The sequence below is a fragment of the Acidisphaera sp. S103 genome, assembly GCF_009765975.1.
Lineage (GTDB): Bacteria > Pseudomonadota > Alphaproteobacteria > Acetobacterales > Acetobacteraceae > Rhodopila.
The window spans coordinates 103,165-115,896 of the sequence record NZ_LMUJ01000083.1; the positions used below are offsets into that span (position 1 = coordinate 103,165).

The window sequence follows — 12,732 nt, forward strand, 5'->3', positions numbered from 1 at the left end:
CGGCTTCGTCCCCTCGCAGATGATTCCTCCGCGGTCGCCCGGTGTCAGTCCGCCATAGCACTCGGTGAACACCGGCGGCAGCGTCCGCGCACCCGGCGGGGCGAGCCACATCCGCAGCAAATGCCGCTTGCGCTCCACCTCGGGCCAATCCTCGTAGGCGGAGCGAGCGTGGAGGATCGTGTGGTTGTGCAGGAACTGGATATCGCCGGGCATGAAATTCATGTCCAGCCGCAGGTCCGGGTCGGCCGCCAGGTCCGCCAGCATGGCCAAAGCCTCAAGATCGGCGTCGGACAACCGCCGAGCCTCCGGGAAGCGCTGCGACGATCCTATATGCAGCCGCGAATACAGCACCGAGACCAGGCCTTCATGGGCGTTGAATATCGGTGCGTCGTAGAACGGCGCCTTGCCAGGCGGCACCTCGCCGCGGCGGTCCACCGGGAACGGCTGGTACAGCCGCTCCAGCAGGTCGGGCCGTCGTTGTGCCATGACATTGTGGACGGTCATCGAACTGACGATCGCTGACAACCCACCCGATTTTGCCCGCCGCAGGCACAGAAGCGCCACCACGTCGCAACGATCGATATGGTAGTTCTGGCCCTCGGCCGTGGCGTAGCTGCGCAGATTGGGGTTGGTCGCACTGAGCCCTTGGCCGAGGTCGTAGACATGCCCCAGCAGATGCCCCTTGGCGTTCTGCGATCGTGCGGAGCCGAACCAGGTGCCGACACCCCAGTAGGCCGCCGCGCTGAATTCGATCGGCCGATTTTCGACCGGCATTCCGCGCAGCAGCACGAAGCCGCGGCCGTCGATCACCTCGCCGCACAGGCGTTGCAGCGCGGGGCCGAGCGTTGGAAGCGGAAAGTCGTTGCGACTTATGGCCGCGACATCGAGGCCGCTTGCCAGCACGGCGTTGGTCGCCGCCTCAATCTCGGCAACCTCCGCGGCGGACAGGCGGTAGGTCCAGTCCGCCTCGCGCAGCCGCATCTCGGCACCGGTCCAGGCGGATGGGCCCTCGATCAGCTGCGGCTTCAGGGCGGGCGATGCAGTCATCACGGTCATGGCTGATTCCCTCGCTGTCGTGCGTCCGGCCACTGGCCCCCAAAAATCACGTCCAAATGGAAATAGACCGCCCCGCCGTCCGCATTGCGACTGTAGGCAAAATCCCGGCTCCAGCAATGGGGCGGTCGTTCGCCCGACCCGCTCGGGGTCAAGCTCGCCGGCGACGTTGCGACGGTATCCGCGTGTGGCGATCCCCGAAGGGGTCGAACGCCATCAGTGCTTCCGGCGCAGATAGGCGGCGTGCAGCAGCACACCTTGGCGGCCGTCGACGATACCGGCGCGCTCGATCGCGAGCAGGAGCCGTTCGTTGGGGTCGAGGTCAACCTCGGCGTCCGAGAGACGGGAGATTGCGTCTGCGAAGGTGTCAACCGGTTCGGTTTGCGCTACGAGGCCGTGGTGCTCGGCCGTCGCGCGCGCCCAGGCGGTGACGCCGCCAGCGCAGTGGATGGCATGCTTGAGGTCGATCGGCTGGGTGACGTAGATCGCGGCGGGCTGGTCCATGATCCCCTCCTGGGCTGGGTGATATCAGCATATCGGGCTGTATTGCGAACGCCGCGACCGTATGCTGCGGCGTTTGCACGCCTGGCCTTCACGATCTGGCTCGTCCTGATTGTGAGGGCCGTCGATGCAGACCATCCTTGAATCCAATCCTCTCGTCCTAGCCGCGCAGGCCAATCCTCTTCTCGCGGGCGCCTTCGTCGTGCTCGTGCTCGTGGTTGTGGCGCTACTGGTTAGGCGGCGCGGGCGCTCGCGCCACCTGGTCGACCGGGAAGCGCCCCGCCGCGCCGGCCCCGCGTCGAAGCCGGCCAGTGGTGGCAGGCGGACCAACCTCGTCACGGACGCCGAGTGGAAGGCGTTCCGCGAGGTCAAGGCGGGCATCACCGGACAGAAGGGCGAGGCCGCCGTCGCGCGTCAGCTGGCGCTTCTGGGTGCGCCGGCGCTGCACGATGTCATCCTGGCGGACAGTCGCGGCCTGACGCAGATCGACCATCTGGTGCTGGGTCTCGATGCGATCATAGTCATCGAAACCAAGACATTCTCCGGGTTCATTACGGGCAGCGTGCACAGCAACGAGTGGACGCAGCATCTGGCGCAAGCCGCCACGTGGACCACATTTCAGAACCCTGTGCGGCAAAATCACCGTCATTGCTTGGCGGCATTGGAGATCGTGGGCGATCTGAACGTGCTGGTTCGCGGCTATGTGGTGTCGGCAGGCAAAGCACGCTTTGGCGATGCGCTCGCGGGTGTCGTCGTGCCCCTCGACAGGCTGTCGGAGATCTTCATCCCGAGCGACGGACCGCGCGCGGATCAGAGCGCGATGCGGCTGGCGTGGGAGCGCCTGGTTGCGGCAGCGCAGGCGGGCGAAGCGCGCCGTGCTGAGCATCTGGACGGTGTCCGGGCAAAGCGCGGGATGGCGGCATAACGACGCGCTCTTAATAAGCGTCGCCGTTTGCATGCCGTCGAGGGAAGGATTGTCGCGTCATACAATCTGGAGTTCGCAGATGGAGTCATCGTCCTTACTGACGAAGGCGGGTGAGGTGTCGGGTTGGCCCGGGGCGTTAGCGCTTCGGTTCGGCCCGCTTCCGTTCTCGGCCACGCGCCGCGTGCAGCGCGTCCCTACGTATACACCGCGATCAAGGCGGGCGATTGCGCAAGCTTGCGGTTCCAGCGTTGAGCGGACGGCCGCCATTTTGACAAAGCTTGTCGGAGCCGGTTTGGCGCTCAAGGTCGGCAATTGCCACGTGCGAAGCCGGCGGGCGTTGCCGGTGCTGGAGAATGACGCCGTGCCGCTGGAGATCGGCCGGCAGATCCTGCGGTGTCTGACTGAGCAGCTTTGGGCGAAGGACATCGCGCGCATGATCAACCGGCCGCCGTCCAACACGACGTGCCAGTTGCAGCATCTGCTCCATCGCGGCCTGGTCGTTCGTGTCATCAAGGGCGTCTATGGCGTCGTGCGGCCAGAGCCGGCCGAAATGCCAGCGCCGATTGGCGGCACTAGCGCCGCACATGGAGCCTGACGGTGCTGCAGGCCGCACCGAGGGGCGACGTCGCGCACGCGACGACTCTGCGGGCGGAGGAGGATCGCCTTCTGCGGGCCGCCTTTGGACGCTTCGGCGGTCAGCCGAAGGCGCGCGAGGCGGCCGCTGAGATCGTGCGGCACTATCAGCAGTTAGGCGCTGGATCGTGGTTCCTGTGTGACTGCCGTCCTGGCGCGGTGCGCCCCCCTGCCCTGGTGCCCGTCGCGCAGACGCACATTCGCCGCCATCAGGATGATCGGTGGCCGGTGCATTCCGATGCCTGCGACTTCCAGCGCGAGCCTGCTGAGCAGCGTGGCATTGTGGACAGCTACTCGGCTGCGGCCGCGAACCGGCCGTTGCGTCTGGTGCGGCCGGTTGGGGCGGCCCCGTCGGCGATGGAGCCGGGCGAGGTGTGGCAATCCCGCAATGTCAGGCGTCCGGGCATCGCCCGCCTGCTGGCGCGACTGATGACCGACGCCCGGCTGCAATCGGTTGGTCCGGACTGGGTTTGTCCGCCGTTGGTCGAGCAGGTCAAGGCGCTCTGGACCGCGGCGCGCGCGGTCGAGATCGACGCGGGTGTTCATCTGCCCGAGTTCCTTTGCACCAGCCCGGCGAAGCTGGGCGGTGTGCTGGGCCGGATCGCCGCGGCGCCGGCGAGCCGGTTTCCCCGGTCCCGTCCGCATGGCGTGTTGATCGCCAGGATGGAGGGCACAGGCGGCGGCGTGCTGCGGACGCTCGCTGGCGAAGCCATCCCCGTTGGGGGCCGGATCGCGGTGTTCGGCGAGCGGCCGAGCACTGGGCGCGAGCCGCCGGTGGAGCGGGCGGCGCGCTCTCCCTACCTTGCGGCCTGCGTGCTCGGCCGTGCCGCGCCGGACGCGCCGGCCGAGGTTCTCTCCGCTTACCTGCATCCGTGCGTGTCGGAGCGGCATTTGATGCTGGTGGACAGCGACTTGGAGCGTCAGACGTTCATCCAGATTCGCAGCGTGCAGTCGTGGTTGGGTAAGCAGCACCTGGCGCGGGTGTCGATCGAGAAGCCGTTGTTCGACATCTGGCCGGAGGATCACGGCAGGGCGGCGGCCGATCCAAGGCCGCCTTGCCTGCCGGATTTCGTGGTCCGGGCGGCCGGCGAAAATGGCGCGGCGACGGCCGCCGCCATCGAGACGATGGGCTTTGCCGACGCGGACTATCGTGCGCGAAAGGAGCGCAGCCATGCGCTCATGTCGCGTGCGCTGGGTGGTGCCCCGGTGATCGAGCACGACTTCCACGAACCGGCGCGGCAGTCGCAGATGGATCGGGACCGGGTGTTTTGGCGATCGGTGCGCTGGCAGATCGCGAAGTCGCAACCGTCGGGACGTGCGACGCACGCTGATCGAATCGAGGTCCGGCCATGAGCTTGGTTCCTGTCCCTGATCCGTGACCGTTTACCAGGGATATGATCCTCGAATCCGCCACCCCGCGGGGCCGCTTGGATGCGCGGCTCTGCCGCGCGCGGCCCGGAGGCCCGGAGGGCGAAGCTGGCCAAGGTTCCAGCGGCGATAGCCGATGGAATGCCAGCAGAGGGGCGCGTAGCGCGGGTTTCGCTCCTTCACACCGGTGTTTCAGCCTTCGAAGGCGGCATCTTCTCGGCGGCGGACTTATGGCTGGTGCTGCTGCTGGCGGCAACGGGCGGCTCGTGCGTCTTCCAGCCCTCGCCGGTGCTGTGGGCGTTCCGTAGTCGGAACGGGTGCCGGGGCAAGGAGGGGTTTGGGGAACCATGGGGCTTGCCCGGGGGCTTGCCCCTTGGTTTCCCAACGCGGTGCGGGTTGACGCATGTGTGAGGCATCGGGCCAGAATGCGCCGCGCGTCCTTTTGAAGGGCGCGGCTTGTGTCTTACGGCTTTGTCTGCCCTCCATGGTCGGCCTCGAATCACGCGCATCGAAACGATTTCGGGTTGGCGTGCCGCCTTATTGTACGGCAATGGCAACGAAGTGGCTCACACCAACAAACCAGATCGCGGCCTTCGAGGGTTGCGACCAGCGCCATGAGTTTCGGCTGTGTCGGCAGCCATCTTTCGAACTTGTCGCAGACTTCATCGCGGGTTCCATCGCGGCCGATGATGAAAGGATTTCCGAGTGGCCCAGGGCGTCCGCAATAATAAGCTGAGGCTGGAATTCGGTCGGTCTTCTTGTTGAGGATGCGCGGGATCGAGGGGCCAGGGGCTGCCTGGCCGAGTCGTTTGAGCAGGATGATGCGTTCGCGGAGATAGGCGAAGACGCGGGGCGCCCGGGACGGCAGTTCGGCCCTGCCGGTGCCGAGACCAAATGCCGGACAGACGACTGTTCCGCCTTGGCGAACATGATCGAAGGCAGGTGCCAGATTGCGATCGATGATGGCGATGACGCGATCGTAGTCCGCATCGGTCCAGTAGGCGTCGTCCGCGCGCTCTGGTGTGCGCTTCGTCGCGATGCCCACGGCGTTGGCATGTCCACGGCATACCGCCGCCTGACCGCCGCGGCCGAGACGGCGTTCGTTGTCCCCAAAGAGGAAAAGCCAGTCCGGGCGGCTGGACAGATCGCCTGGAGTTAGCCGGTCCTGAAAGATAAGCGGCATGGTTACCCCCAAATACTGATGGTCTCAATTCATGCGAGACGTGGTGCGGGCCGCCCCTGCCGCGACAGTGCCGAAGCGCCGAAGCGAACATGGTGCCCGCATCGTTGCGGAATGTCGTTACGTAGCCGATCTACCGCAGTATTCGTCGGTCCGACGCCTGACGCATACCAGTGTGATTAGCCACTGTTCCGGATTTTCCTTGCGGAGCCGTTCACCGACCCGGTGCCGAGCATCCGTGCTCAGCAGGAATTCGAGCAGATAGAACCTATCGGGATTGTGCATCGCGAGATCGCCGACGGTCCAAAGTTTGCCGGCCCAGACTTCGAGAAAGCTGTGCTCCTCGGGAACGGTGTTCGCGATGACGCCGCCTTCCGGGAAATTGCAACGGATGTCGACGTTGATGCGTTCGGGAAGTCCCTCGGCATCGCAGCGATCCAGATCGATGATCTGGGAATTAACGATACTCTTGCGGTTCGGATGGATAGCCCAGAAGTTCAACGGTTTGCCGTCGATGGAGCATCGGTCTATGACGGTCTCCAGGAAGATGGAGACGGTCTCGACGGCCGTCGGCGATAGCATGCCACGGACGGTGTCGGTAACGTCAATCTTGCTCATAAACCTACCCCTTTAGCTGCGAAGCAGCGCCCTGTGCGCTGCTTCCCGGGGCCGCGTGAGCGGTGGGCATGGAGGGGGAGAAGCGGCTTCACGGGGACCCGGAACGCAACGAAATTGCCGTCTTCGGCAGTTTCGTCTGTCGTTCTGGGCGGAAGGCGCTTCGGGGGAGAGAAGGGGCAAAGCCTCTCGGCCCCCGCTGAGGCGCGTCCGCGCCGACATGACCTGCGCAAGCGATGTTAGCGCGTATGAGGCGCGACGCCGTATGGCGGCTCGACTTCCGTTAGCGAGCGCGGGGCGTCTTCAGCCCCGCGGGAGGTTACGGAAGCTGCGTAGCGGTCCTCGAAGAGGATGCGCCCGGACCACCCGGTGGCCCATGGCTAGGGAACCGATGCTTCGTCCAATTCGTTGCCATCGCCAAAATCGACAGCCTCGTAAAACTCCACCACTGGAATCTCGATGGCGAGTTCCGGCATACGAAGAACGTCGTCGCTGGTCAGTGTGACCGCTTTCCAGGACGTCTCGGCACCCTCGCGCTCGAAAACGGTGAGGCCGGCTGTCGTCGCTTCGAGGATGACGTAGCGGCGGATCGACGGGACGGCGGCGTATTCGCGGACCTTGACGATGCGATCGACGCGGCTGGTGCCGGGGCTGACGATCTCGAAGACCGCGACGACGCCCGGGATGGTGAGGGCGGTCCCGGAGAATTTTGAGCAGGTGACGAGGGCGTCCGGGTAGCGCACGGCGTTGCCGACGGTAGCCAGGCCGGCGTCGGGTCCCAAGGGCCGGCACCCAGAGCCCCGGAGCCGCGCGCGCAGGGCGGCGTGGACATTCTGCATGATGACGCTGTGATTGGCGGTCCCGCCGGTCATGGCGACGGGTTGGAAGCCGTCGAACTCGTAGCGTCCTTCCTGGGCGCTGGCCCAGGTGAAGAACTGGTCTTGGGTCCATGGCTCGCGGAGCGGTGCGTTCATGGACGTCAGCTTAGCACGGCTTGGCATGAATTTCTCCACTGGTGGTGAGGGCGGCGCGAGCGGGGTGGTTTTCCGAGGAAACGGGGCTTCGTACGGCGGGAACGACAGTGGGTCTGGCTCTCATCCGCCACCCCGCAGGGCCGCTGAGAAGCGCGGCCTCTCCGCGCGCGGCCCGTAGGCCCGGAGGGGCGCGTAGCGCGGGTTTCGCTCCTTCACACAGGCCTCTCATTCCGTTCTCTTTTCTTCCTTTCGGCGGGAAGGAAAGCGGGAGCCTTGCGCCCTCCGCCGGTATTTCACCTCCGTTGGAGGCGGAGCCTTGACCGGCTCCGCCCCCGCTCTGGTGTTTCAGCCTCCGAAGGCGGCCATTTGCTCGGCGGCGGACCTGCGGCTGGTGCTGCTGCTGGCGGCGACGGGCGGCTCGTAGGGCTTCCAGTCCCCGCCGGTGATGTGGGCGTAGGCGTGGACGGCACCCTCGGCGGCGGCCATGAGGGCGTAGGCTTGCAGGCCCATCTCGGCGGCGAACCGGCGGGCGCGTTCGGCCTTGCTCTCGAACCCGGAGACCCCGTCGCGGTCCTCGTCGCGGTCGTCATTCTGGGACGCCATGGTCAGGTCCTTCGCCGTGGTGACCTTGCTCTGGTAGAAGGTGGCGGCGCCGTGGGCCGAGCTGACGAAGGCGCCGACGATGCGCTGCAGGTGGATCTCCATCGCCTTGTCGTTGAGGTCGTCGCGCAGGACGTTGGCGCTTCGGACGACGTTCTCCTCGGTGCCCTCCCGGACCGCGGCGTAATCGACCGGGTCGATCCCGAAGGTGCGGGAGAGGTTTTCGGCGAGGCCGGCGTGGGGGGCGTGTGCCTGGACCAGTTCCAGGGTGATTGCCTGGCGGACCTGTGGCCTGCGGGCGGGGGCGGACTTCTGAGTGGTATTCGGAGCGGACTTGGAGGCCATGATCTATCTCTCTCGCTGCCAAGGAGTGTCGCTGGCCCCATGCCGGCGCCCTCCCCCTCGGGTGCGGTTTTCTGGGGACGGGCAAGGAGGCCGCGGAAACCCCTGAGGACGGCAGTGGTGCGGGAGCGCAGCGACACGGTGCCGTCCGAACCGTCAGGCGCTTCGCCCGCCATGACAGGCGCTTGCGCCTGGGCGGCGAAGCGGGGGTTGCAGCGGCTGACGCCCGTCCCATACCGCACGCGACCGAGGGGGTGACGCCGGCACTGCGCCGGCGATACTTTTGCCTGCGACAGATGATCTCCTTGGCCTTCAAGTGTGCTCCCGTGAGCACCGGGCCGCCCTCGTCGCGAAGCGCTGTCTGCGGCACCCTGGAGCTGGTCTGCACCTGCCCTGCCGGTCTGATCGACAACCCACGCCTTGGGGCGCCTGGCTGATCGCCGCGTCCGAGGGGCCGAGAGAACACACGTTCCCTGCGGCGTTGTCCGGGACGCCCGATCACGGCACAGCGCATGGCGACACCCGCGCTTCGAGGGCCTATCAGCCGGCCTGGCGTGGCCTCCTCCAAGGCAAGGTCACCCGAAGCTGACCATCACGTGCGGCCGAACTCGACCGCACGGGCCGGGGACAGCCGGGTGGGGCAAGGCCGAACGTGTTTGCCATCCTGCTGGAAAGAGACCAAAGTCCGCGCGCTCTGCCCGCACGCCGTGCCGTCCAGCATTGCGCACTCACCACGAGACCAAAGTCCGCGTGACGCCCTGCTCAGCTGCCCACGACGCAATCGCGCCGATGGATGGCTACCGGAGAGGAGCATGCACATGCCGGGATCGGTGCCGATCCGGCCGATGGTAACAACGCGGATGCAAGCTGGGCCGCCGCCGCAGGCGACCGCATCGCCGCAGGACATTACCAGTGAGGTATCGGCCGACGTCGTTTCACGGCCCTGAGGGCGCGGACCAGAAATCCCGCACCGGGCCGGAGCCCGGGGTGGGACGGCCGGTTGTCAGGCCGGGCGGTGTCAGGAGCGGCGCGGTTTTTTGGTCTCGGCCGGCTTCGGAAGCCGATTTTCCGGCCTGGAGAGGTCTGCCGTGTAGTCGATGGCGAACTTCACGAAGGGCGGCAGGCTGACGGTGAGGGAGAGTTTCAGGCTTGCCTTGCGGGTGAGCCGGTTAAGGAGGTTGTTGGTTGCGCGGCGGATGCTGCGGCTGGTCCGGATGAAGACTGCGGTGATCGAGTTCATAAAATGATGCTCCTAGCTGAGATGGCTTGCGCGAATTGCGGAGCGGACAGACGGCGCGGCCGGGCTCGAAGGCATCCCGAAGGGAGCGCAACGAAGTGGAGCACCGGCACGGTTGCCGAGACCCGGCGGGGGCGTAAGCTCCGGCAATGAATTCGCGCCTTCTCAGCGGGGCGTTTGAACTCGATCACCGCTTTCACGGGAGGCCAGCCTTATCCGCCTGCCGTCAGATCATTCTCGTCGGCAAGGCCCAGCTGCTGCAGTCGAAGCTCGTCCTCCAGCCGAACGAGTTCGAAGTCGTCCGACTTCCAGTTAAATTCGCCGGAGCGAACCTCGTCCATCGTGGACCAAGTTCCATCAGGCCATACGGCAAGGTCGTCACCGTGGATGGGTCGCGTTGCGGTCATGAGAAGCCCCTGCTGGTTGCGCCCCCGAGATTGCGGCATGGCCCGTGGTGAAGGCACCCCCGGAGGGGTCGCAGCGGAGCGGAGAACCGCATGGTTGCCGCGCCACGGGCCATGCCGCAGGGGAAGGGCGCCGACCGCATGGAGCCGCCCCGAGCGTCGAGGCTGGCCTGTGGTAGTCAGAAGTCAGTTTGCCGCGATGCTCGTGATTCCACGTAGAATCGATCATAATCCTCTGGTGCTAGATTCGCTCGCCGGCACAGGGAGATTGGATCATGCAGATCGAGATGTTGCCTGGAACCGACAACGTGATTCGGTTTCCCGTCGACATGCGGGAGAAGCCATCGATGCGGCTGCTGCATCAGCTTCGGCCCGACGTGCGTGTCCTCTTCATGCAGGCGGAGGGACTTGGTTTCGAGTTGCCGCAGCACGGGTTGTGCGATTGCACGGATCAGGCCACGGCGGAGCACATCGCCGGGCAACTCGACGCGGACGGGCGAGCGACGAAGCGGTTCCTTGACGAACTGCTGGAGCCGTTGTTGCAGCGTGCCGTTGAAGCGGCGCGGAAGGCCGTCGTGGCGGCGGCCTCTGCGCAGGCGGCGCGGAAGGCCGTCGTGGCGGCGGCCTCTGCGCAGGCGGCGCGGAGGGGTGCGGCAAGCGTTCACGCGCCGGACGCTCTGAAGGAGCGCGCGTTCGAGATGACGGAGCAGGCCGTGCGCCTCGGGCTGGAGGCGCATGGGTTGTGCGAGGAGACGATCGGTGTCGAGCGGGCAGTTTGCTACGCCCGCAAGGGTGAGCCGTGGGTGTTGCGCAATCAGGAGGCCGACATGGACATCCTGATTGCGGCCAAGTTGGCGCGCCGCTCCAGGCGTTAGACCGACACGGCGCGATGCAGTCGCGCCGTGTCGGAAGGGTCGCCGTTTGCATCGTGCCTTGTGAAGCTCTGCCTGGTTGTCGAATAGGCGACGGCGGCCCCTACAGGAGTTTACAGGCCGTAGATTGATACACCGGTTGCTGCATCCGCGAACGGTTTGGGGACCGCAGACGACCAGAACGCGAGGCTGCATGCATTAATGGATGGTTTTCTGCAAAACGACCGTCGGCTTTGCGCCCAAGGACGTCGTTGAACCGGTGGTAGGCCACGTCCGAAAGCCGCCGTTCGTTCGGCGAGGTTCCCAAGCCCGTGCTGGCTGAACGTGAACGGCGAGAAGGGGCGGGGAGCGGCTTTAGGTACCGTGAACACCGTGGTCTGCTCCGCGCCCAGCGCGGTCGTCTCGGTAATTTACTCGGCTAACGTTGTCGCCTCAAGCGTTCTCACGGGCATCCTGACAGCCATCAGCGCCCTGGTGGCAGTCCTGACAATATGGGAGCCGTGGACGCTGGCTAAGGCGATCACAGACGCGGTACCGGCGCGGTGAGCCAGTAAACGCGGAGGCCTCCTCGCACGTCACTACAGGGGCAGCCCAAAGCGCTGCCGCAACTCCCGGGCATGCTCTTTGGAGGTCAACCAATAAGACCAGTCTTTGGCAAGGGTGAGCGCTGCCATCGGTTCAGATTCCATCCTCTCGGCGATATAGGTCAGAAACCCCCGAAAGGCCTTATCGCTGCGTATCTCCCATGGCGATATAAAATCAAAATCTGGAGCCATGATAAGTTTGCCCGTAAAGTCGCATGGTGCCTGATCAAGGCCGCTCAGATGTCGGAATTCCTCACCATTGACGCGCTCCTCATAGATCTCATACGGCGGAACGAAACGAAACGTAAATCCGGTCTTCTTCAAGAGCGCTTCGCCCTTGGTAAGTTCTGCACCGACCATGACACGCTGTGCCCTTCCCGATACGAGAAGCTTGGTCACCGGCGAGAATTCGGTCAAAACAGCTCGCCAATCATCATCGAAGCCAAGTTTGATCTTGCTGTCTCCGTCATCTACCGCGTTCGGATTTACGACGGCGTGCCAGCCCCGCAATATCGGATGGGAACCGAGATGTGAGAAGTCGTAGTCGAATAGGGGTTCGGCTGTCGAGGACCACAGACTTCCTTTAGGGGACGAGACGACCTGAAGCGGAGATATGCCCTCATTTACGGTCTTCCAGTAGCCAGCCGTCGAGGTGTAATTCGTGGGCGACGCAATAAAATCGTCGATCACCCGCTTTCTGGCGTTGTGATACTTTTCGAACGCTCGCACCACCGCGGCATCGGAATGCCTGGCCCTGAACTCTGCAACGAGTCTTCCCTCAGTTTCCCAGTCTTGAACAAGCTCTTCCTCGACCGTGAAGCCCCACAGCTCTTTAGCCTTGGCATCGACAAGTGACCAAAGTTCTCCAGCTTCCGCACTAGCATATTTCGCCCAACGTTCAGACGTGAATAGCTTCAAAAGTCGCCAGCTTGGCTGCGTACGCTCGAACGGAACGCTGGGTTCGTCGGGCAGTGTGAACATTTTGCCGCAGAGTGATGCCACCATCAGGGCCATCATCACGTCCATATTTACAATATCTGCTGATGGCGGAAACTCGGGATGAGGTGGCATGTGTGTCCAGAAATCTCTGGCCCAGGCGTAGCGTCTGCTCTGTGTCGTCGGAAGAGGACTGTGATTATGCAGAAGCTCGATGGCGTCTGTACCGAGCTCGTATTGGAGGACTGCTAGTTGGCAGCTGTAAGCAATCGCCTCCATCTGCGCCACACCGCTGAAGTCTGTCAGACTTCGACCGCCATCATACAGTGTGGAGTCTTCACGCAGGGCGCGCTTGCGTGTCTTCAGCCATTTAGCTAGCTTCAAAAGCTCACTTGAGGGTGGTGTCTTGTTTCCTAGACCAGATGTTCGCCTGAGATAGGGGCGACCCGTCTCACAGTATGCAGGCTTTCGAGGGTTGCACCGGGTGGTCTGGTGCCGAGCCTCATGC

13 protein-coding genes are annotated in these 12,732 nt (G+C 64.7%); 4 read left to right on the forward strand and 9 right to left on the reverse strand.

Annotated elements, in window-relative coordinates; all coding sequences use genetic code 11:
- Both GSQ89_RS28215 and GSQ89_RS28220 read right to left on the reverse strand, forming a co-directional pair.
- A partial coding sequence (locus tag GSQ89_RS28215; RefSeq protein ID WP_254073405.1) for a TauD/TfdA family dioxygenase occupies window positions 1–1,056 on the reverse strand: 1,056 nt, incomplete at its 3' end.
- Window positions 1,057–1,269: 213 nt separating this feature from the next.
- Window positions 1,270–1,557: a hypothetical protein gene (locus GSQ89_RS28220; RefSeq protein ID WP_158931457.1), complete on the reverse strand. Its 288-nt coding sequence runs from the start codon at window positions 1,555–1,557 to the stop codon at window positions 1,270–1,272.
- 124 nt (window positions 1,558–1,681) lie between these two features.
- Between GSQ89_RS28220 and GSQ89_RS28225 the strand changes: the two genes are divergently transcribed.
- The 3 genes from GSQ89_RS28225 (at window position 1,682) to GSQ89_RS28235 (ending at window position 4,465) form a co-directional block, all read left to right on the forward strand.
- A complete protein-coding gene (locus GSQ89_RS28225) occupies window positions 1,682–2,479 on the forward strand; it encodes a nuclease-related domain-containing protein (protein ID WP_158931458.1) in 798 nt (265 codons plus the stop codon).
- A 268-nt stretch (window positions 2,480–2,747) separates the two neighbouring features.
- Complete coding sequence (locus tag GSQ89_RS28230; protein ID WP_158931459.1) at window positions 2,748–3,074, forward strand: hypothetical protein; 327 nt, start codon at window positions 2,748–2,750, stop codon at window positions 3,072–3,074.
- Between the two features lie 2 nt (window positions 3,075–3,076).
- Window positions 3,077–4,465 carry a hypothetical protein gene (locus GSQ89_RS28235; RefSeq protein ID WP_158931460.1) on the forward strand — a complete coding sequence of 463 codons (1,389 nt, stop codon included), beginning with the start codon at window positions 3,077–3,079 and terminating at the stop codon, window positions 4,463–4,465.
- Between the two features lie 514 nt (window positions 4,466–4,979).
- On the opposite strand, the gene GSQ89_RS38795 is transcribed toward GSQ89_RS28235, so the two are convergent.
- From GSQ89_RS38795 to GSQ89_RS39825, 6 genes are all read right to left on the reverse strand, one after another.
- On the reverse strand, window positions 4,980–5,663 hold the full coding sequence (locus GSQ89_RS38795) for a DUF4326 domain-containing protein (RefSeq protein WP_216856447.1): 684 nt from the start codon (window positions 5,661–5,663) through the stop codon (window positions 4,980–4,982).
- 117 nt (window positions 5,664–5,780) lie between these two features.
- Window positions 5,781–6,278 (reverse strand): hypothetical protein, encoded by a 498-nt coding sequence (locus tag GSQ89_RS28245; RefSeq protein WP_158931461.1) that lies wholly within the window; start codon window positions 6,276–6,278, stop codon window positions 5,781–5,783.
- 377 nt (window positions 6,279–6,655) lie between these two features.
- Entirely contained in the window at window positions 6,656–7,276 is a 621-nt protein-coding gene (locus GSQ89_RS28250) for a Uma2 family endonuclease (protein WP_158931462.1), read from the reverse strand.
- A gap of 318 nt (window positions 7,277–7,594) precedes the next feature.
- On the reverse strand, window positions 7,595–8,194 hold the full coding sequence (locus GSQ89_RS28255) for a hypothetical protein (protein WP_158931463.1): 600 nt from the start codon (window positions 8,192–8,194) through the stop codon (window positions 7,595–7,597).
- Between the two features lie 1,015 nt (window positions 8,195–9,209).
- Entirely contained in the window at window positions 9,210–9,431 is a 222-nt protein-coding gene (locus GSQ89_RS28260) for a hypothetical protein (RefSeq protein ID WP_158931464.1), read from the reverse strand.
- 209 nt (window positions 9,432–9,640) lie between these two features.
- Window positions 9,641–9,769 carry a hypothetical protein gene (locus GSQ89_RS39825; RefSeq protein WP_256367355.1) on the reverse strand — a complete coding sequence of 43 codons (129 nt, stop codon included), beginning with the start codon at window positions 9,767–9,769 and terminating at the stop codon, window positions 9,641–9,643.
- 338 nt (window positions 9,770–10,107) lie between these two features.
- Here GSQ89_RS39825 and GSQ89_RS28265 point away from each other — a divergent pair, with 338 nt between their 5' ends.
- On the forward strand, window positions 10,108–10,707 hold the full coding sequence (locus tag GSQ89_RS28265; protein ID WP_158931465.1) for a hypothetical protein: 600 nt from the start codon (window positions 10,108–10,110) through the stop codon (window positions 10,705–10,707).
- 575 nt (window positions 10,708–11,282) lie between these two features.
- Here the strand turns inward: GSQ89_RS28265 and GSQ89_RS28270 are convergent.
- The coding region (locus GSQ89_RS28270; RefSeq protein WP_216856448.1) for a hypothetical protein at window positions 11,283–12,732 on the reverse strand (1,450 nt) is incomplete at its 5' end.